The organism is Actinomadura sp. 1N219, assembly GCF_044326405.1.
Lineage (GTDB): Bacteria > Actinomycetota > Actinomycetes > Streptosporangiales > Streptosporangiaceae > Spirillospora.
The window spans coordinates 668,784-687,798 of the sequence record NZ_JBIRAY010000001.1 but is presented as its reverse complement, the minus strand read 5'-3'; the positions used below and the strand labels follow the sequence as shown (position 1 = coordinate 687,798).

The following is a 19,015-nucleotide window of genomic DNA, read 5'->3' as shown; positions in this document are numbered from 1 at the left end:
GGCGTCCTCGGCGTGCGACGCCGCCGGATCGGTCGCGGTCACGTGCAGGGCCTTTTCCGGTCTTCGGCGCGCGCGGCGCGCGCCGCGTCGGCCAGCTCGCCGAGGAACGCGGCCAGGGCGTCCAAGGCATCTGGACGGAGCCGGTAGTAGGTGAACCGGCCGCACGGCTCGGTGTCCACCAGCCCGGCCTCACGCAGCGCACGCAGGTGGTTGGAGATGTTGGTCTGCTTGGCGCCGGTCTCCTCCACCAGGTGACAGGTACACAGCGCCTCACCGGCGAGCAGGGTCACGATGCGGGCGCGAAGCGGATCCGCCAGCACCTTCAACACATCAGTCTCAACTGACATCATCCCGGAATGATATGCCAGGGCCGGTAGGGCTGACAGGGCTGATCGCCTGCCGTCCCCCGACGGCAGGCGATCATCAGGGTGGCGGCTCAGGAGATGATGAACGAGCTCGTGACGTTGTCGAACGGCTTGTCCCTCGGGGCGGTGTGGTAGACGCAGGTCGACGGCTGGCTGATCCGGCGGCAGTGGTCGGCGAAGCCCGTGTTGCCCTTCACGTTCGCCGTGAGGTTGTGCCCGTCGTACATCTTGATGTTGCAGTTGGTCGCGTCGTTGCTCTGCACGGAGCTGAGCCGGTTGTCCCAGTAAGAGTTGTGCGCGATGTCGACCGGATATTCGTTGTCAAAAGCCGCCGAACACTTGTTTACTCCGGCGGGCAGATTGATGGTGAGCGCCTCGCCCTCGTAGTACGGGTGCTGGTGAATCTTGATCGCCCACGGACCGGCGGCGAGGCGCTGTGCGCTGTCGCCGCAGTCGAGGCCGCCGCCGCGCTTGAGCACGCAGATCCGGCTCTTCGCGGACGGCTCCGAGTCCTGGGCGAGGGCGGCGGGAGCCGCCGTCCCGGCCAGTGCCACGACCGCGCCGGCGGCGGCGGTACGAGCCGCCGCACGCATGACCTTGTTCCGCATGAGATCTCCTTTGTCCCGGAGGAATGGCCAGTACCTGCGGCACGTTAGGAATGGACCGTATAGCCGCTGTACATTCTTCGTAGATCACGAAGAGCGCCGCCGGTAACGGATCGTCCTGATCGGCAGGTCGCGTGCTATGGTCCCGCGTAGGAGATGGGGGATCTCTATGCGGTTCGGAATTCTGGGGCCACTCTCGGTGACGGAAGGCGAACGCGCCCTTGAGCCGACTCCGTTGAAATTACAGATCGTGCTGGCCGTTCTGCTCCGCAACGCCAATAAGGCGGTCTCCGACGACCTGCTCGCCGACGCCCTGTGGGAGGACCGGCCGCCCCGATCGGCGGCCGCGAACCTGCGGATGTACGTGCACACGCTGCGCAGGACGCTGGAGAGCCCGGAGCGGATCGCCAGGCTCGCGTGCGGCTACGCCCTCACCGTCCGGCCAGGGGAACTCGACGCCCAGCGCTTCACCGACCTCGTCGGGCGCGGACGCGAGGCCGCCGAGAGCGGTGACGTGTCCGCCGCGCATTCGATGCTGAGCGAGGCGCTCGACCTGTGGCGCGGCGACGCCTACGAGGGGCTCGGCGAATGCCGGCCGCTGCGCGACGAGGCCGTCCGGCTGGACGAGATGCGCCTGGGAACCGTCGAGGACCGGATCTCCGCCGGCCTGGAGCTGGGCCGGCACGCCGAGCTGGCCGGCGAGCTCCGGGTGCTGGCCGCCGAGCATCCGCTCAGGGAAGGGTTCCGGGCGCAGCTCATGCTCGCCCTGTACCGTTCGGGCCGCCAGGCCGAGGCGCTGCAGGTCTACCGCGACACGCGCCGCGCGCTCAGCGAGGAGCTGGGCATCGAACCCGGCGCCGGGCTGCGCCGGCTGGAGGCGGCGATCCTCGCCGGCGACCCGTCGCTGGATCTCGCCGCCCCGGTCCGGGCGGTGGACGGCGCTGAGCCCGCGGCCCCGGTTCCCCAGCAGCTGCCGCCCGACGTGTCGGGCTTCAGCGGCCGCACCGCCGAGCTCGCCCGCCTCGCGGGCCTGCTGCCGGAGCCCGGCGCCCGGCCGGGCACCGTGGTGATCGCGTCGATGTCGGGCATGGCCGGTGTGGGCAAGACGACGCTGGCGGTGCACTGGGCGTACCGGATACGCGACGAGTTCCCGGACGGAACCCTCTTCGCCGACCTGCGCGGCTACAGCCGGATCGGCCCGCCGGCGCGGCCCGACGAGGTTCTCGACGGGTTCCTGCGCGCCCTCCGCGTCCCGCCCGCGGCGATCCCGCCGACGCTGGAGGAGCGCGCCGCGATGTACCGGTCCCAGCTCGACCGGCGGCGCATGCTGATCATGCTGGACAACGCCGCGTCGTCCGCGCAGCTCAGGTGGCTGCTGCCGGGCGCGGGCGGATGCCTGGCGGTCGTGACCAGCCGCAGCAGCCTGTCCGGGCTCGTCGTCCGGTCGGGCGCGCATCGCGTTCCCGTCGACGTCCTGTCGCGGGACGAGTCGCTGTCACTGCTGCGCGAGGTGATGGGGGCGGCCAGGGTCGACGCCGAACCCGAGGCGGCCGAGGAGCTGGCGCGGCTGTGCGCGGGCCTCCCGCTCGCGCTGCGGCTGGCCGCGGAGCGCGCCGCGACGCGCCCGCACCTCACGCTGGCCGATCTGACCCGGGAGCTGGAGAACGAGCACGACCGCCTCGACCTGCTCGCGGCGCCCGACGACGAGACCACGGCCGTGCGCGCCGCGTTCTCCTGGTCCTACCACGCGCTGCCGCCGGACGCCGCCCGCACCTTCCGGCTCCTCGGCCTGCATCCCGGTCCTGACATCAGCCTCGACGCGGTCGCCGCGCTCACCGGCCAGGAACGGCAGCGTGCGCGCGGGCAGCTGGACACGCTGACCGACGTCCACCTCCTGCAGGAGACGGCCTGCGAACGGTACCGGCTGCACGACCTGCTGCGCGTCTACGCCCGGGACCGCGCGCAGGCCGACGAGCCGGCGGCGGAGCGGGACGCGGCCGTACGCCGCGTCCTCGACTGGTACCTGCACTCCGCCGACGCCACCGACCGGATCCTGATGCCGGGGCGCCGCCGCGTCCCGCTCGACGTTCCGGACTGCCGCCCCGCCGCGCCGTCCTCCCCCGCCGCCGCGCTGCGGTGGTGCGAGCAGGAGCGGCTCAACCTGGTGGCCGCGACACGCCACGCCGCACGCACCGGCCTGTACGACGTCGCGTGGAAGCTCCCGTTCACGCTCTGGAGCTATTTCAGCCTCCGCACCCGGTGGACCGAGTGGGTCACCACGCATGAGCTCGGCCTCGCCGCCGCCCGCCGCAACGAGGACCGGTACGCCGAGGCGCACCTGCTGACCAGCATCGCCAACGCGTACCGCGACCTGCACCGGCACGACACGGCGTTCGAGCGGTTCGAGGCGGCCGTCGCGATCAGCCGGGAGATCGGCGAACCCTGGGTCGAGGCGTCCGCCCGGACCCTGCGCAGCGTGGCGCACGCTGACCTGCGGCAGTTCGAGGAGGCGATGGACGACTGCCTGGGCGCGCTGGAGATCTTCCGCGCCATCGGCGATCAGTGGGGGGAGGCGTGGGTCCTCTACCAGCTCGGCGAGATCTGCGCGAAGGTCCGCCGGCCGGGCGACGCCATCGAGTACTCCCGGCGGGCGCTGGCCCTCTTCGACGATGTCGCCGACCACTGGGGAAGGAGCCGGGCGCTGTGGGCGCTCGGCCAGACCTACCGCGACCTCGGCCGCCTCGACGAGGCCGAGGACCACTCGCTGCGCGCCCTGGCCGTCGCCCGCACGATCGGCAACCGCCTCGGCGAGGGCCTCGCCCTGTTCAATCTGGGCAAGATCAAGAACGACACCGGCGACCGCGTGGCCGCGCGCCGGTTATGGGGCCAGGCGCTCGGCATCTTCGAGCAGCTGGGCGCCCCGCAGGCGGCCAAGGTCCGCGCCCGCCTGACCGCCGCCGAGCCCTAGCCGCGGGGTCGGGTCAGCGCGGGCGGCCGGCCCGCGGTCAACCCGACAGCAGCTCCTGCATGCGGCCGATCTCGGCCATCTGTGTGGACTGGACGTCGCGCGCCATCTCTTGAACGGTGACGTCGGTGCCCTTGTCCAGGACGTCCTTCACCATCGTCAGCGCGCCCCGGTGGTGCGTGATCATCAGCGTCAGGTAGAGCCTGTCGAACGCGGCGCCGTTCGCGGCCTTGAGCTGCTTGAGCTGCTCAGACGTCGCCATCCCCGGCATGCCGGCGTGCCCGCCGTGGTTGCGGCCGGACGCCTTCAGGACGGCCTCCGCGTTCTGTTCGAGCCACGACCGCATCGCCGAGATCTCGACCTTCTGCGCCGTGTCGATGCGGGACGCCAGCGACCGCACCCGCTTGTCGGACGCGCGGCCCGGGGCCAGCGCCGACATCTCCAGCGCCTGGGCATGGTGCGGGATCATCATCTGCACGAACCTGACCTCGGCGGCGGTGGGCGGCGCGGCCGTGCGCGGGCCCGCGACCTGGGTCTTGTTGGGTTCGCCCGGCCGTCCGGGGACCACCACGGTCCGCGACGGAGCCGCCTCGCGCTCGCCGTCGTCGCCATCGCCGCCGCAGCCCGTCAGGGCGCCCGCGGCCATCGCGACCGCCGCGCCCGCCACCGCGATCCGGTGCCTCATCAAACCTCCCGAACGTCCCACCCGGCACACGGACGGTATCCGTAGAGCAGGGTTAAACAAAAGGGTCTTAAGTACCAAGTCGCATACAGACAAGTTCAGACCTATACATTGAACCCAAAACACTCCATACTCCGGAAGATCAGGATCCATTCATGGAGCCGCGCAGACAAAGGAGTCAGGGGTGACGAGAGCTCCTAAGCGAAGAACCGGACGCAGGACCATCTTGGGTACCCTCACCGGCATCGTCCTGGTGATGTCCACCGTCCTCGTCCCGGGGGCGTCGGCCGACCGCGTCCCGGCGGGCGACGAGATCACCAAGACCCCGAACATGCACCATCTGGCGAACATCCCCAAGCAGGGGCCGCTCGCCGCACCCGCCGCGTACGGCTCGGACTGGGCCTTCAAGGGCCGGTACGCCTTCGGCGGCAACTATGAGGGCTTCACCGTCTACGACATCAGCCGGCCGACGCAGCCGAAGGTCGTCACCGTCGTGCACTGCCCCGGCTCACAGAACGACGTCTCGATCGCCGGGGACCTGCTGTTCCTGTCGACGGACAGCTCGCGGAGCGACGACTCGTGCCAGTCCGTGGCCAAGCCCGCGACCGAGAAGTCGGCGTGGGAGGGCATCAAGATCTTCGACATCAGCGACGTCCGCAACCCGCGGTACGTCAAGGCCGTCGAGACCAAGTGCGGCTCGCACACCAACACGCTCGTCCCGAGCAAGCGCAACGCCTACATCTACGTGTCCTCGTACTCGCCGAACGACACCTACCCGGACTGCAAGACCCCGCACGACCTGATCTCGATCGTGAAGGTCCCGCTGCGGCACCCGGAGGCGGCGAGCGTGGCGGCCGAGCCGGTGCTGTTCCCGGACGGCGGCAACCCCGGCGACCCGCCGGACACGCAGTGGCCGAACCAGACCCGGGCCACCTCGGGCTGCCACGACCTGACCGCCTACCCCGACCGTGACCTGATGGCCGGGGCCTGCATGGGCGACGGCGTGCTGTTCGACATCTCCGACCCGCTCAAGCCGCGCACCATCACCAGCGTGCGCGACGACCAGAACTTCGCGTTCTGGCACTCGGCGACGTTCAACAACAGCGCCACGAAGATCGTCTTCACCGATGAGCTGGGCGGCGGTTCGGCGGCGACCTGCAACCCGGAGATCGGCCCTGAGAAGGGCGCCAACGCCATCTACGACATCGTCGGGAAGGGCAAGCACCGCGAGCTGAAGTTCCGGAGCTACTACAAGATTCCGCGCCACAACACCGTGAACGAGAACTGCGTGGCCCACAACGGCTCGCTGATCCCGGTGAAGGGCAAGGACATCATGGTGCAGTCCTGGTACCAGGGCGGCATCTCGGTGATGGACTTCACCGACTCCCGGAACCCGAAGGAGATCGCCTGGCTCGACCGCGGCGAGTGGGCGAACAACCTGCAGTACCTGGCCGGCACGTGGTCGACGTACTACTACAACGGCTACATCTACTCCAACGAGATCCAGCGGGGCCTGGACGTCATCGACCTCCGGGACCGCAGGACCGACGCAGCCAAGCGCGTCAGGCTGGACGTTCTCAACGCCCAGTCCCAGCCGAACTACTTCGACTGACCGACAACGCCTGACCTGACACAAACGGGTCCCTGGCCCGCCGAGCAATTCGCTCGGCGGGCCAGGGACCTGTTGAATTGCGGCGTGCCGCCGTCAGGTCCCCTCCTCGTGACGGCGGCACGCCCGCGACTCCGCATGTGGTCGAGCCCGTTACGGGCGCATTCGCGCCCAGACCCATTTGCCTCCCGCCGGGTCACGCGTGGCACCGCATCGGACGGACAGGGCCCGGACGATGTGCAGCCCCCGGCCCCCGTTGTCGTCGAACGCGTCCTCGGAGATGTCGAGGTCTTCGAGGGTGAGAGTGGTGCGCGGCTTGGGGCGCGGGTACTGGGGGTCGCGATCCCAGACGGCGATGATCAGGCCGTCCGCGTCCCGGCTGACCTGGACGCGGATCTCCTGGTTCGGCGTCTGCCGGGCCGCGTTGGTGACGAGCTCCGAGACGATGAGAAGCGCATCGTCGAGAATGTGGAAATAGTCCCAATTGCGCAGCCGCGAGTCCGCGAGCGTCCTTGCCAGCCCTACCGAAGCCGGTGTTCCCATAAGGGGAACGATCATTTCCCCTTTCGCCGTCATCACCATCGTTCCCGTCCTTGCCTAAGATTCCGATTTCCTGTGACAAGGATCACGAGGCGTTCTAGGGTTTTCTTGTTAGAAAAAATAGACCAAACAGGAGTGCGTCCGATGCCCATCGTCCGCGACCCCCTCGAACCCAAGATCTCCCTGTGGCATCTTCTGGCCTTCTACCTGCGGTTTCTTCGCGAGAAGGCGGGTCTGTCGCTGACTCAGTGCGGGAAGATCATTGGCGTCACGCGATCGACTGTTTCGAATATCGAGGCAGGTAGACAGCGGCCGCAGGAGGACCAGCTCGTGAAGCTGGACGAGAAGTACGGCACGGGTAAGCTATTGCAGCTAATGCTCTGGTTTGCCCGAAATGCCCACGACCCCGACTGGGGACGCCAGCTTGTGAGGTATGAGGAGCAGTCGGAGTCGATCAGGATCTACCACGGTCGCACGATCCCTAGACCATTCGAGACCGAGGAGTACATACGGGCCCTTGTCGATGAGGGCACCGCCGAAGACGCTGAGGCGGAGGTCGCTGAGCGCATCGCCCGTCAGCAAGCCCTTCTTGACCGCGAGAAGCCGCCATTCCTGTGGGTTCTCATGGACGAGAGCGTTCTCTCCTGCTGGGTGGGCGGACGCGACGTCATGAAAGCGCAACTCATCCACCTACGGAAGATGATGGACCTTCCGAACGTCATCGTTCGTTTCGTTCAGTCTTCGGCAGGTGCACACCGTGGCTTCGACGGCCCGTTCCAGGTCATCAGCATTGAGGATCGGGACGTGGCGTATGCGGGCGCGCAAAACGGCGGGCGGCTGATCGAAGGGCCAGGCGAGGTGAGGGACTTCTGGACTAAGTTTGAACACATCGGCGCAAAGGCCCTTCCGGCGGACGCCTCGCGCGACCTGGTTGATCAGTACTTGGAGCAGTACACATGAACGTTCAGTGGCGGAAAAGCACTCACAGTAGCGGGGTTGACGACCAGCATTGCGTTGAGCTGGGACGACTTGCGCCGGGCATTGGGATGCGGGACTCGAAGGACCCGGACGCGGGCCACCTCACCCTGACCCTCGCCCAGTTCGCCGGCCTGCTGGAGCAGATCAAGCAGGACCCCGCCCACTGACGGTCCCTCGCACCCAGCGGACGCCTCGCGCGACCTCGTTGATCAGTACTTGGAGATGTATTGATGACCATCCAGTGGCGCAAGAGCTCGTACAGCGGTGTCGGCAACGACGACGTATGCGTTGAGCTGGGTCGTCTTGCGCCGGAGGTCGGCGTCGGGGTGCGGGACTCCAAGGATCCGGACGGGGGTCACCTCACCCTGACCGTTGCCCAGTTCGCCGGGCTGCTGGAGCAGATCAAGCAGGACCCCGCCCGCTGACGGTCTCTCCCCGAACCCCCGAGCGTTGCCGCACGCATTCACCTGATGGCCTGCGCGTCACCGGTGCGCGTCGGCAGGCGGTGGGACGTCGATGAGGCGGGGGCGGGCGTCGGGGTGGTCGGCGAGCCACTTCAGCATGGCGGTGTTGCGCTGGACATGCGGCTTGTACAGCTCGTGGAACGTCCGGTGCAGGATGTCGATCTCGCTGGTCGGCACGGTCGCGGTGCGCCAGCGCAGGACGCGGTAGGCGTCGGTGGCGCGGCCCGCGAGCGCGACGACGGTGATCTCCTCGCCTGGCACCCAGGTCGGTGACGCGAGCGTGATCGCGAACCTGGCCCCGACGAACCCGATCATGCTGTTGACGTCCGCGCCGGCATACCGGAACCGGGGCGTGTACCCGGCGGCCTCGCAGGCGGCGCGGAGCATGGCGGTGCCGCCGTCGTCGCCGCCCTGCGGCGGTATCCACGTCTCCCCGGCGAGGTCGCTCAGGCTGACCCGGCCCCGGGCCGCCAGCGGATGGGCGGACGCGAGCGCGACGCCGCAGGGCTCGATGGCGATGACGCGCTCAGTGATCCCGGGCGGGCACGGCGGCGCGTGGTGGTCGGCGACCCGTCCCATGAACACCACGTCGACCTGGTCGTTGGCCAGGAGCTGCGTGAGCACGGCCCCGGAGTAGTCCAGGCTGGTGCCGACGGTGCGGTGCGGCATCTCGCTCTCCAGCCTGCGCAGCCACTCGCCCAGCAACACGTTGGGGTGGGTGCCGAGCCGGATCCCGGTGCGGGTCCCGCCGCCGGGCACGGTGGTGAGCATGTCGTCGACGTCGGCGAGCACACCACGGGCGCGGGCCAGGACGTGCCGCCCCAGCCCCGTGGGCCTGATGCCGTCCGGACCGCGGACGAACAACGGCCCCCCGAAAGCCTTCTCTATACGGCGCAACTGGTTGCTGAGCGTCGGCTGGGAGACGCCCAGGTTCGCCGCGGCGCGGGAGATGCTCCCTGTCTCCGCGAGCTGGCGGAGCAGCCGCAAATGCCGCAGTTCAACCTGCATAGCCGGGAAGCTATGCCAATCCACCAAGACTCGCAAGGTTTCCAACGTCGTCTCAGGGGCCCGTCGCGTGGAATTCGGTATCGGTACTTCTAAGGGGCGACGTCACCGGCCAGAGCCCCTGCGGCAGGACGGCCCCATACGATTTAACTATAGCTTCTGAGCTATAGCGTTCGGACCATAGTCCAAATGCTATGAACAAATGAGAGTTCTCATGGGTGCGCCGTCGCGATGAGTATGACTCTGCGCGTTCTGATTGGCCATTCACATCGCAGCGCGGCTACGCGCATCGCACGCTCGGGACCCGTTCACTCGCGGGCCTGAAGTCGCGCGTAGAAAAGGCCGAACCCTTTTCGTGAAAGGACCCCCCGCTCATGAGGAAGCACATACTGCTGGCCGCCGTACCGATCGCGGTCCTGACGCTGTCCGGAACGTCGGTCGCGGCGGCCGCCGAACCGCCGCCACCTCCCAGGACGACCATCGTGGGCGGCGTGCCCGCGACGGAGACCTACACCTTCATGACGTCCCTGCAGCAAGGGGGGCGGCACGGCTGCGGCGGTTCCCTCGTCGGGGCGAGCTGGGTCGTCACCGCCGAGCACTGCGGCCAGCCGACCCAGGTCCGGATCGGCACGCGGACCTGGAACGCCGGCGGAGAGGTCCGCTCGGTCGCGAGCCGCCAGGTGCTCGGCGGCGACGTCGCGCTGCTCCGCCTGTCCAGCCCCTCGGCGATGAAGCCCATCTCCATCGCCGCCAGCGCGCCGGTCGGGTCGGCCACCCGCCTGATCGGCTGGGGCCAGACCTGCCCGACGCGCGGCTGCGGCGGCCCGCCCGTCCAGCTCCAGCAGCTCGACACCACCATCGTCGAGCCCGGCCGGTGCGACGGCATCCAGGACGCCGAGATCTGCACCGACGGCGGCAACGGCAGGGGCGCCTGTTACGGCGACTCCGGCGGGCCCGCCGTGACCGGCGGACCCGGCGCGTGGGAGCTCGTCGGCGCGACCAGCCGCGGCGGCGACACCTGCGCTCAGGCCCCCGCCATCTACGGGGACGTCACCGCCTACCGCGAGCAGATCATGCGGATCATCGGCGGCGGCGCGGCGGCGAACCGCTGACCGTCCCGGCAACTCACCCCATAGCGAGGTATCCCGTGATCACCAGAAAGCTGCTGAGGGCGTGCGCCGCGCTGCTGCTCGGCCTGGCCTTCCTGACCGGCACCGGCGTGTCCGCTTCGGCGGCGCCCGGAGCGCAGTCCGGCAACGTCCGCACCATCCGCTACGACACCAGCCAGGCCGCCGAGTTCAAGGCGGCGTGGGACGAAGGCGCGAAGATCTGGAACGAGCACCTCGACAACGTCGAGTTCGTCCCCGGCTCCCCCGCCGACGTCCGCATCCTCGCCGACGACGGGTGGCCCCGCGCGCAACCGCAGGGCCTTGGCCGCGGCACCGTCTGGATGGGCCGGCAGGCCACCAACGAGGGCCACTACGAGATCCGGATCGCGTCCCACGAACTGGGGCACATCCTCGGCCTGCCGGACCGCCGCACCGGCCTGTGCACGGACCTGATGTCCGGCGCCAGCGCCGGCACCACCTGCAAGAACCCGAACCCCAACGCGGCGGAGATCGCCGAGGTCGAACGCAATTTCCAGAACGGCACCACCGGCATCACGCCGGGCCTCGTCCTGACTGAGGCCCCGGCCCTCGCCCGCCGCTGATACCCGCCTTTCCAGAACGGCATGAGGGCGCCCGATCCTCTCCACCGGGCGCCCTCAAGCCTTCTCCCGGCCCTCAGGTCGTGACGGACTGCTGGAACAGGCACCGACGAACATTCCGCAAGGAGGCGGATATCCCCCGAACCCGCAACCATCCTGCCTGGCTGCCCGTTCGGCGACTCTCGGTCGTGGCGGCGTGCCGCTCATGCCGCGCCCGCTGACCGTGATCGAGCGCTTCTCCAGGCCTTTTCGGGATCGAATTCATTGTCGCAGAATGTTGGGGCCGGAAACGGACAAGGCGAGAAGGGTCTCGGCGACCGTGTGAAACGTTGTTGACCATGACGAACGATCACGAGTCCGCACCGTTGGGCAAAGACCAGCCGTTCATCCCGCCGGGCCGTGGCGACATGCCATTGCCTCCTCGGCCATCGTCGGTGGCGGTCGCGGCGGCGTTGTGGATGATCCTTGGAGCGACCGCGCCCGGTTCACGGTGACGGTCATGGGATGTCTGCTGCTGATCGGCATCTGGAACGCCCTGCTCATCGTTCCGGCACTGATCTTGCAATACCGGCCAAGAAGCCGTGAATGGTTCCGTTTCGTCGACGCACACCACACCGCACCACGTAATTGGCGTAAAGGCAGGCACGAAATCGGCATTCTGTTCGACATCGACGCGCTGGGCGGGGACATCTATGCGACCCTCAACGGAACCGCCAGGCTCTACTGCATCGCCATCCGGTCCGCCGACCCGATGAAGATCGATTATGTTCGGGACACCCTGCGTGCCCGCACGGACGATGGGCTGCCGGATGGGGACGAGCGTTTCCTCGTTGGAGCCGTCACGAGCCGGGAGCCACTCGAACACGCCGCCGATGTCGACAGTGCGGGGAATCTCATCGCCGATCAAGAGGACATGCTCCAACCATGGTTGGCAGAGGGAACCCCATGGAAGGTGATCAGCAGATAGCTCACGCAACTGCGCAGATCAAGCAGGACCCCGCCCGCGTTCCCTCGCGCCCGCGTCCGGGGCTCTGCCACGCACCGTGCGGTGGCTCAGTCGCTGATCGAGCCGGAATCATCGCCAGTGCAGCCATTTCCCTCGCAGTAGCCGCCACCGCCGGCGACGCCGCCGTCCACTTTCACCACTGTTTCGACCTTGGCCTTGGCACTGGCCTGCGTCCTCAGCTGCCAGGTGTCCAGGCCGGGCTTCGCCGGCAAGTGGATGGTCTTGCGCCAGGGCAGCTCGACCGCCTTCTCCGTCGTCTCCTTCCCGTTGACGACGTAGGTGACGCGAAGGCGCCCCTCTCCAATGATCGTGAAATTCAGCGTGTGCGCCTTCGGGGTTGGCGAAGCCGACGTGGGAGCATTCGCGGTCGCTGAAGTCGGCGTATCAGACTTCGTGGAATCCGAGCAGCCGGTGACCAGCGTTGCCGCCGCGATCAGCGACGTCACCGCCCACGACCATCCGAAAAGGCGATTTCGGGTATTGAGGTCCGGTTTGATCTCCACCTGCCCAGTCTCGCAGAGTCCTCTCGCCGCACAACCCTGATCATCTATGAGAGCCGTGGCGGCGGCATTGCCACCGTTTATCGCCGTCCACGCACGGGAGTGATGGCCGTCTGAAAAGGTCAGCAACCTTGAATCGGGTGGCCGGATATGCGTTCGCCGGGTGACCTCCCGGAGACATGCGAACTTCCTCGAACGGGCGGAGTCCTGGTCGTCTCGTCCGGACGGCCTCCCGGCGGGCCGCCTGCCGGGCCCGCTTTGTCCGTGGAAACCGGCACCGCGGGTCGGCCTGGACTCGCTGCGCGTAAGGCCAGGCGGGTCCGTGCGGGGCGCTCCTATCCGGCGACGTCGGGCTTGACCTCCCGGCGGACGAGTGGCCGGTCGCCAGCGAACGGGTCGTCGGGCAGCTTGAGCATGGTCAAGCTACCGGACCCCGTCTCGAGGACATGGCCGGGCGAAACGTACCCGGGCGCGGTGTAGAAGGCGAGCGGGCGTTCCAGGTCGGTGGTCCGCAGCCCTAGGTGCGGCATCCGCCTGCCGAGCAGGCTGGTACCCCCCGGCCGAGGGCGCGTTTCAGGTCGCTACGGAATGGCGGAACAGGGTGCTTTCCAGCAGGCGGTGGTCGTGGCTCGGGACCACTTCGCAGTCGAGGCCGTTGACGAACTCGAAGGTCTCGTAGCACTCGAAGAGATTGGTGTGAATGGTCGGCGGGACGCTCTTTCGCCAGTCTTCCGGGTTCCAGTTCTCGTAGACGCCCATGGCGTCGCCGGCGAGCAGGTAGCGTCCGGTCTCCGTTTCGACGAGGACTCCTTGGGAGCCGGGCGTGTGCCCCGGCAGCGGGACGACGGTGACGCCCGGGCAGATCTGCTGTTCACGGGATATCGCCTCTATGCGGTCCCAGGCCGACATCCAGGGCGCCTGAAGGCCCGGCAGTTTCTCGTATGCGCGCTCGTGCAGCGGCAGCGGGTTCATGGCATATTCGAGTTCGCGCCGGTGCACCAGGATCTGGGCGTTCCGGAACAGGCTGTTGTTCGAGCAGTGGTCCCAATGCAGATGCGTGTTGACGACGTAGTCGACGTCATCGGGGTCGAACCCGCATTCGCGCAGCGCCGTCTCGGGCAATTCCTCGGGGGTGCGCACGAAGGCGTACGGGTGATGCCGCCGCACGTATTCGGGATCCAGCGTCCCGGTGTCGACGACGACGCGCGTCCCGCCGGCCTCGATCACGAACATGAACATGTGGATGTCGATGGTCGTGTCTCTGGCGGAGCCGTAGACGGCGGCGGCGAACGGGACGTTCTCCGACCGTCCGACGCGGATCGGGGTGACGGTGACGCTCATCGCTCCTCCAGCACGTCCACGCCCAGGTCATGGGCGACCTGGCGCAGGTCGGCGATGGTCCGTGCGGGCAGCGCCAGCCCTTCTCGCGCGTTCCGCGTTTCGGCGAGGCTTTCGAGTTCGCCGGGGTAGCGCACCTCTTCCGTCCCCTCCCGCGAACCGGATTTCAGTTCCGCGACCAGGTTCTGCATGCGCTCCTCGAATTCCTGCACCGGGCTGAACGAGGCAATGTTGAGGGCCAGATACAGGTGGCCCGACTTGCCCGGCAGCTCGGATTGGTAGGGGCCGCTGACGCCCGAGCCGAAGCCGCTTCCGCTGAGCACCCCGGACAGGACGTCCATCATCACCGAGATGCCGTATCCCTTATGGCCGGCCATCGGCAGGACGGTGCCGAGCAGGGCCTCCCCGGGGTTCCGCGTCGGCGCTCCGTCCGCGCTGACCGCCCATCCGTCCGGGATCTCCTCGCCTCTGTTCCGGGCGAGATAGATCTTTCCGCGGGCGACGGCCGTGTTGGCGATGTCCAGCACCATCTGGCGGTCGCCGTCCACCGGGGCGGCTATCGACCACGGGTTGCTGCCGACGAGTTTCCCCCGCCCGCCCCAGGGCGCCATCGCGGGGCTCGAATTCGTCGTCAGGACGCCGATGCAGCCGCGCGGCGGCGCCATTCTGGTGAAGTATGCGGCGGTTCCGAAATGGTTCGAGTTCCGCACGGAGACGACGCCTATGCCGTGCCGTTCCGCCCTTTCGATGGCCTCTTCGGCGGCGCGTGCCGTGATGACCTGGCCGACGCCGTCGTGCCCGTCCAGGGTCGCGACGGCGCCGTGGTCGGCGACGAGCTCGGCCTTGGTCTCGCCTGACATGACGCCCGACCGGATGCGGTCGACGTACCAGCCCACGCGCAGCACGCCGTGCGACTGGTGCCCCCACAGGTCGGCCTGGACGAGGCTGTCCGCGACGAGCCGGGCGTCGTCCGGCGGGACCCCGCACGCGGCGAAGATCCGCGTCGCGGCGTCCCGCAGCTCGGCGGCGGAGATCCGGACGGTCGACATCGCCGCCCTACCTCGTCCCGCCGGCGGGCTCCATGAGGATCAGCCGTTCCTCCGTCATGTCCCGGATGGCGTAGCGGGGGCCCTCGACCCCGTAGCCGCTGTCCTTGACGCCGCCGTACGGCATCAGGTCGGCGCGAGTGCTCGACGTCGAGTTGATCACGACGCCGCCCATCCGGAGGGTCTTGGCGGCGGTGAGGGCGGTGTCGAGCTCCCGGGTGAAGATGCCCGCCTGCAGCCCGTACGGGGTGTCGTTCACCTTGTCGATCACGGTGTCGAGGTCGTCGAACGGGACGACCGACACGACGGGCGCGAACGCCTCCTCGCAGAGCAGCCGGGCCTCGGGCGCGACGTCCACCAGGATCGTCGGGGCCATCACCGGGCCGGTCCGCCCGCCGCCGGTCACGATCCGGGCGCCCTGGTCGACGGCGGCGTTCACCCATTCCTCGGCGCGCTTCGCCGCGTCCTCGCTGATCATCGGGCCGATGTCGGTCGCCGGGTCCTCCGGGTCCCCGAGGACGAGCTTCGACGCCGACGCCGACAGTTCGCCCAGGAACTCGTCCAGCACGGACGCGTGCACGTAGAGCCGCTGCACCGACGTGCACACCTGGCCCGACTTGCGGAACGCGCCGCGTGCGCACTGCTGCGCGGCGGACAGGACGTCGGCGTCCCGGCACACGATGGTCGCGGACACGTTGCCGCACTCCATCGTCGCCCGCCGCATGCCGAGCCGCGCGGAGATGGCCTTCCCGGCGGCGGTGCTGCCGGTGAAGGTGATGAAGTCGACGCGCTCGTCATCGACGAGGGCCTGCCCGACCGGGTCACCCGGGCCGAGCACCAGCCCGATCAGCCCCGGCGGCAGTCCCGCGTCCAGCAGCATCCGGCACAGCGCCGCGGCGGCGATCGGCGTGAACGGCGACGGCTTGACGATCGCCGCGTTCCCGGCCGCCAGCGCCGGTCCGATCTTGTGCGCGACGGTGTTCAGCGGCGAGTTGAACGGCGTGATCGCGCCGACGACGCCGACCGGCGTGCGGATCGTGAACGCCAGCCGGTGCGCGAACCCGGGCGCGGCCTGGATGGGCACGACCTCGCCGTCGATCCGCTTCGCCTCCTCGGCGGACGTCAGCATCGTCTGCACGGCGCGGTCGGTGTCGCCCAGGCAGTCCTTGATGCTGAACCCGGACTCGCGCGCCACGTCCATGGCGAGCCGCTCGCGGTTCTCCGCGATCTTGTCGGCGACCGCCCGCAGGATCTCGAAGCGCTGCAGCGGGTTCAGCGGGGTGCGGCTCGCCTCACGCGCGACGGTCACGGCGTCCGTCACCATGCCGGGCGTCGCGTCGTACGAGGTCGCGAGCGGCGCGCCGGTGAACTTGTGGTGCACCGTGCGTTCATGATCGCTGCGCAGCCACTCCCCGTTGATCAGGTTCTCGACCGCGGGTAGCTCCGTCATCGTTCTCCTTGGAGTGTGAAGGCGCCCGCCTTCAGGCGTGGGGAGGAAACGCGGCGCGGTGCCGCAGGGATACGAACATGTGTGCGACTCTCGGCCACTGTCCGAGTACGATGTGTGACATGGCGCAGCCGGTGAAACGGGCCTACAAGTACCGCTTCTACCCCACCCCCGAACAGGCCGCAGAGCTCGCCCGGACCTTCGGCTGCGTCCGCCTGGTCTACAACAAGGCGCTGGCGGAACGCTCGCGCGCTTACACCGCCGAAGGCCGGAGGGTCTCCTACGCACACACCTCGGCGATGCTGACGGCGTGGAAGAAGACCCCGGAGTTGGGGTTCCTGGGCGAGGTGTCCTCGGTCCCGTTGCAGCAGGCCCTGCGGCACCTGCACGCAGGGTTTGTGAACTTCTTCGCCAAGCGCGCCAAGTACCCGACGTTCAAGTCCCGCAAGAAGTCCCGTCAGTCGGCCGAGTACACCCGGTCGGCGTTCCGCTGGCGGAACGGGACACTGACCTTGGCGAAGATGGACGGGCCGCTGGACGTTCGCTGGTCGCGTCCGCTGCCCGCAGGCGCAGAGCCGTCCACCGTCACCGTCAGCCGGGACCCGGCCGGGCGGTGGTTCGTGTCCATCCTGGTGCAGGAGAAGATCAGCCCCCTGCCTCCCACCGAGCGCGCCGTGGGCGTGGACGCGGGGATCACGTCCCTGGCGGCCCTGTCCACCGGGGAGAAGGTCACCAACCCCCGGTACGCGCGGCGCGACCGGCGCAAGCTGGTCAAGGCCCAGCTGTCGCTGGCCCGCAAGGTCAAGGGGTCGAAGAACCGGGACAAGGCCCGGGGCAGGGTCGCCCGGGTGCACGCCCGGATCACCGACCGCAGACGGGACTTCCTGCACAAGCTCACCACTCGGCTCGTCCGCGAGAACCAAACGGTCGTGATCGAGGACCTCGCCGTCCGCAACATGCTCGGCAACCACGCGCTCGCCCGCGCGATCTGCGACGCCTCCTGGCGGGAGATGCGCGGCATGCTGGAGTACAAGACCGGCTGGTACGGCCGCGAACTCGTCGTGGTCGACCGGTGGTTCCCCAGTACGAAGCTGTGCAGCGGGTGCGGGACCCGGCAAGACGCAATGCCGCTGAACATCCGGTCGTGGCAGTGCGCCTGCGGCGCGGTGCACGACCGGGATGTGAACGCGGCCCGCAACATCCTCGCGGCCGGGCTGGCCGAGAGGTGAAACGCCTGTGGAGCCGGTGTAAGACCCCAAAGGCGCAAGCCCGGCGGGCAACTGGCGGCGAAGCAGGAAACCCGACCTGCGAGGGCCGGAAACCCCCGGCTTCAGCCGTGGGGAGGAAGTCAAGAGTGGTGTCCTCTCGTCTCGTGGGCGCGCGCCGTCTCGTAGGCGTGCCCGGCCCTGAGCACGCGGGCGTCCTGGTGGCGGGGGCCCACCAGCTGGAGTCCGGCCGGCAGCCCGGCGGACCGCGTGCGCCCGCACGGCACGCTCAGCGCCGGTTGCCTGGTCATGTTGAACGGATAGGTGTACGGCGTCCACGACGCCCAGACCTGCGACAGCTCCGGGGTGGGCCCGTTCTGGCCCGCCGGGAACGCGACGCCCGGGACGGTCGGCGTGACGAGCAGGTTGTACGACTCGTGGAACCGCGCCATCCGGAGGCCGAGGTCGGCGCAGACGGCCATCGCGTCCAGGTACTCCACGGCGGTGATGCCGCGGCCCTGCTCCGCGTACTCCAGCAGTGCCGGGTCGACGCGGGCGAGGTCGTCCGGGCCGTAGGGCTTGAGCGTCCGCGCGACCCCGGCGCACCACAGTGTCTGGAACGCCTCGACGGGATCGTCGAAGAGCGGCTCGATCTCGGTCACGCGCGCGCCCAGCCCGGCCAGGACGCCGACCGCCTCGGCCACCAGCGCGGCGACCTCCGGGTCGTTGCGGCCGTAGCCGAGATCGGGCGAGTAGCCGATGGTCAGGCCCTTGATGCCTGCTTCGATGCCGTCCGTGAACGAGCCGTCCTTGGCGGGCAGCGCCGCCCAGTCGCGGTGGTCGGGGCGTCCGATCACGTCGAGCATGATGGCGGCGTCCAGCACCGACAGGGTGATCGGCCCGCGATGCGACAGCAGGCCGTTGCTGCCGGGCGGGTACGACGAGATCAGGTCGCCGGTCGGCTTGAGGCCGACCGTCCCGGTGAACGACGCCGGCACCCGGACGGACCCGCCGCCGTCCGTGCCGACCGACCACGTGCCCATCCCGGCCGCGACCGCCGCCGCCGAGCCGCCGCTGGAACCGCCGGGCGTCAGCGCGGGGTCCAGCGGGTTCCTGGTGATCCCGAACCGGTCCGAGTCGGTGACGCTCTTCCACCCGAACTCGGGCGTCGTCGTCTTGCCGATGAGGACGGCGCCCGCTTCGCGCAGCCTGGCCACGCTGGGTGAGTCCTCCGGCCATGGGCCTGCCTCGTCCGCCAGCCAGGTGCCGCGCAGGGTCGGCCAGCCGCGGGTCCGTTCGAGGTCCTTGACGGACGTCGGGACGCCGTCGGCCCGGCCGCGCTGCGTCCCGGCCGACCAGCGGGCCTCCGACTCGGCCGCCGCCTTCACCGCGGCGTCGGCGTCGACCAGGACGAACGCGTTCAGTTCGGCGTCGCGCTCCTCGATCGCGGCCAGCGCGGCGCGGGTCGCCTCCACCGGCGACGTCTCGCGCCGCGCGTACGCCCCGGCCAGCTCCGCGGCCGTCATTCCAGCAAGATCCGACACGGTGGCCT

General features: G+C 69.2%; 19 protein-coding genes and 1 pseudogene. 9 read left to right on the top strand and 11 right to left on the bottom strand.

The genetic code is table 11. The annotated features are described in order from the left end of the window. Positions 1-38: 38 nt before the first annotated feature. Positions 39-350, bottom strand: a complete 312-nt coding sequence (locus ACH35V_RS03140) for an ArsR/SmtB family transcription factor (protein ID WP_395969976.1) — start codon at positions 348-350, stop codon at positions 39-41. An 86-nt stretch (positions 351-436) separates the two neighbouring features. Next, positions 437-973, bottom strand: a complete 537-nt coding sequence (locus tag ACH35V_RS03135) for a hypothetical protein (protein ID WP_395969975.1) — start codon at positions 971-973, stop codon at positions 437-439. Between the two features lie 247 nt (positions 974-1,220). Here ACH35V_RS03135 and ACH35V_RS03130 point away from each other — a divergent pair, with 247 nt between their 5' ends. Further along, entirely contained in the window at positions 1,221-3,938 is a 2,718-nt protein-coding gene (locus ACH35V_RS03130) for a BTAD domain-containing putative transcriptional regulator (protein WP_395969974.1), read from the top strand. A gap of 37 nt (positions 3,939-3,975) precedes the next feature. Here the strand turns inward: ACH35V_RS03130 and ACH35V_RS03125 are convergent, their stop codons facing one another. Then, positions 3,976-4,620 carry a DUF305 domain-containing protein gene (locus tag ACH35V_RS03125; protein ID WP_395969973.1) on the bottom strand — a complete coding sequence of 215 codons (645 nt, stop codon included), beginning with the start codon at positions 4,618-4,620 and terminating at the stop codon, positions 3,976-3,978. A 253-nt stretch (positions 4,621-4,873) separates the two neighbouring features. Between ACH35V_RS03125 and ACH35V_RS03120 the strand changes: the two genes are divergently transcribed. Then, positions 4,874-6,229 (top strand): LVIVD repeat-containing protein, encoded by a 1,356-nt coding sequence (locus ACH35V_RS03120; RefSeq protein WP_395971122.1) that lies wholly within the window; start codon positions 4,874-4,876, stop codon positions 6,227-6,229. Positions 6,230-6,379: 150 nt separating this feature from the next. Here ACH35V_RS03120 and ACH35V_RS03115 read toward each other — a convergent pair whose 3' ends face one another. Then, positions 6,380-6,769 (bottom strand): ATP-binding protein, encoded by a 390-nt coding sequence (locus tag ACH35V_RS03115; protein ID WP_395969972.1) that lies wholly within the window; start codon positions 6,767-6,769, stop codon positions 6,380-6,382. Between the two features lie 141 nt (positions 6,770-6,910). On the opposite strand from ACH35V_RS03115, the gene ACH35V_RS03110 reads away from it, so the two are divergent. The 3 genes from ACH35V_RS03110 (at position 6,911) to ACH35V_RS03100 (ending at position 8,169) form a co-directional block, all read left to right on the top strand. Continuing rightward, positions 6,911-7,726, top strand: a complete 816-nt coding sequence (locus tag ACH35V_RS03110) for a helix-turn-helix transcriptional regulator (protein ID WP_395969971.1) — start codon at positions 6,911-6,913, stop codon at positions 7,724-7,726. Continuing rightward, positions 7,723-7,911, top strand: a complete 189-nt coding sequence (locus ACH35V_RS03105) for a DUF397 domain-containing protein (protein ID WP_395969970.1) — start codon at positions 7,723-7,725, stop codon at positions 7,909-7,911. The genes ACH35V_RS03110 and ACH35V_RS03105 overlap by 4 nt, the downstream gene beginning before the upstream one ends. 63 nt (positions 7,912-7,974) lie before the next feature. Next, the gene (locus ACH35V_RS03100; RefSeq protein WP_395969969.1) at positions 7,975-8,169 is read left to right on the top strand and encodes a DUF397 domain-containing protein; all 195 of its coding nucleotides are present in this window, start codon (positions 7,975-7,977) and stop codon (positions 8,167-8,169) included. Between the two features lie 57 nt (positions 8,170-8,226). Here ACH35V_RS03100 and ACH35V_RS03095 read toward each other — a convergent pair whose 3' ends face one another. Next, complete coding sequence (locus tag ACH35V_RS03095) at positions 8,227-9,216, bottom strand: LysR family transcriptional regulator (RefSeq protein ID WP_395969968.1); 990 nt, start codon at positions 9,214-9,216, stop codon at positions 8,227-8,229. Positions 9,217-9,587: 371 nt separating this feature from the next. Here ACH35V_RS03095 and ACH35V_RS03090 point away from each other — a divergent pair, with 371 nt between their 5' ends. The 3 genes from ACH35V_RS03090 (at position 9,588) to ACH35V_RS03080 (ending at position 11,888) form a co-directional block, all read left to right on the top strand. After that, the gene (locus ACH35V_RS03090; RefSeq protein ID WP_395969967.1) at positions 9,588-10,325 is read left to right on the top strand and encodes a S1 family peptidase; all 738 of its coding nucleotides are present in this window, start codon (positions 9,588-9,590) and stop codon (positions 10,323-10,325) included. Positions 10,326-10,360: 35 nt separating this feature from the next. Further along, entirely contained in the window at positions 10,361-10,924 is a 564-nt protein-coding gene (locus tag ACH35V_RS03085) for a snapalysin family zinc-dependent metalloprotease (protein ID WP_395969966.1), read from the top strand. 496 nt (positions 10,925-11,420) lie between these two features. Then, a complete protein-coding gene (locus ACH35V_RS03080; RefSeq protein ID WP_395969965.1) occupies positions 11,421-11,888 on the top strand; it encodes a hypothetical protein in 468 nt (155 codons plus the stop codon). A gap of 86 nt (positions 11,889-11,974) precedes the next feature. Here ACH35V_RS03080 and ACH35V_RS03075 read toward each other — a convergent pair whose 3' ends face one another. From ACH35V_RS03075 to ACH35V_RS03055, 5 genes are all read right to left on the bottom strand, one after another. Further along, positions 11,975-12,430, bottom strand: coding sequence for a hypothetical protein (locus tag ACH35V_RS03075; RefSeq protein WP_395969964.1), 456 nt, complete (start codon positions 12,428-12,430; stop codon positions 11,975-11,977). 332 nt (positions 12,431-12,762) lie between these two features. Continuing rightward, entirely contained in the window at positions 12,763-12,957 is a 195-nt protein-coding gene (locus ACH35V_RS03070) for a hypothetical protein (protein WP_395969963.1), read from the bottom strand. 43 nt (positions 12,958-13,000) lie between these two features. Next, positions 13,001-13,768, bottom strand: coding sequence for an N-acyl homoserine lactonase family protein (locus tag ACH35V_RS03065; RefSeq protein WP_395969962.1), 768 nt, complete (start codon positions 13,766-13,768; stop codon positions 13,001-13,003). Next, positions 13,765-14,814, bottom strand: a complete 1,050-nt coding sequence (locus ACH35V_RS03060) for an Ldh family oxidoreductase (protein WP_395969961.1) — start codon at positions 14,812-14,814, stop codon at positions 13,765-13,767. Before ACH35V_RS03060 ends, ACH35V_RS03065 begins: the two co-directional genes overlap by 4 nt. A 7-nt stretch (positions 14,815-14,821) precedes the next feature. Then, positions 14,822-16,261, bottom strand: a complete 1,440-nt coding sequence (locus ACH35V_RS03055; protein ID WP_395969960.1) for an aldehyde dehydrogenase family protein — start codon at positions 16,259-16,261, stop codon at positions 14,822-14,824. A 119-nt stretch (positions 16,262-16,380) separates the two neighbouring features. Here ACH35V_RS03055 and ACH35V_RS03050 point away from each other — a divergent pair. Next, positions 16,381-17,652 (top strand): annotated as a pseudogene (locus ACH35V_RS03050) (RNA-guided endonuclease InsQ/TnpB family protein). On the opposite strand, the gene ACH35V_RS03045 reads toward ACH35V_RS03050, so the two are convergent. Further along, positions 17,607-19,007: an amidase gene (locus tag ACH35V_RS03045; RefSeq protein WP_395969959.1), complete on the bottom strand. Its 1,401-nt coding sequence runs from the start codon at positions 19,005-19,007 to the stop codon at positions 17,607-17,609. The pseudogene ACH35V_RS03050 and the gene ACH35V_RS03045 sit on opposite strands and share 46 nt — an antisense overlap. Positions 19,008-19,015: the final 8 nt, after the last annotated feature.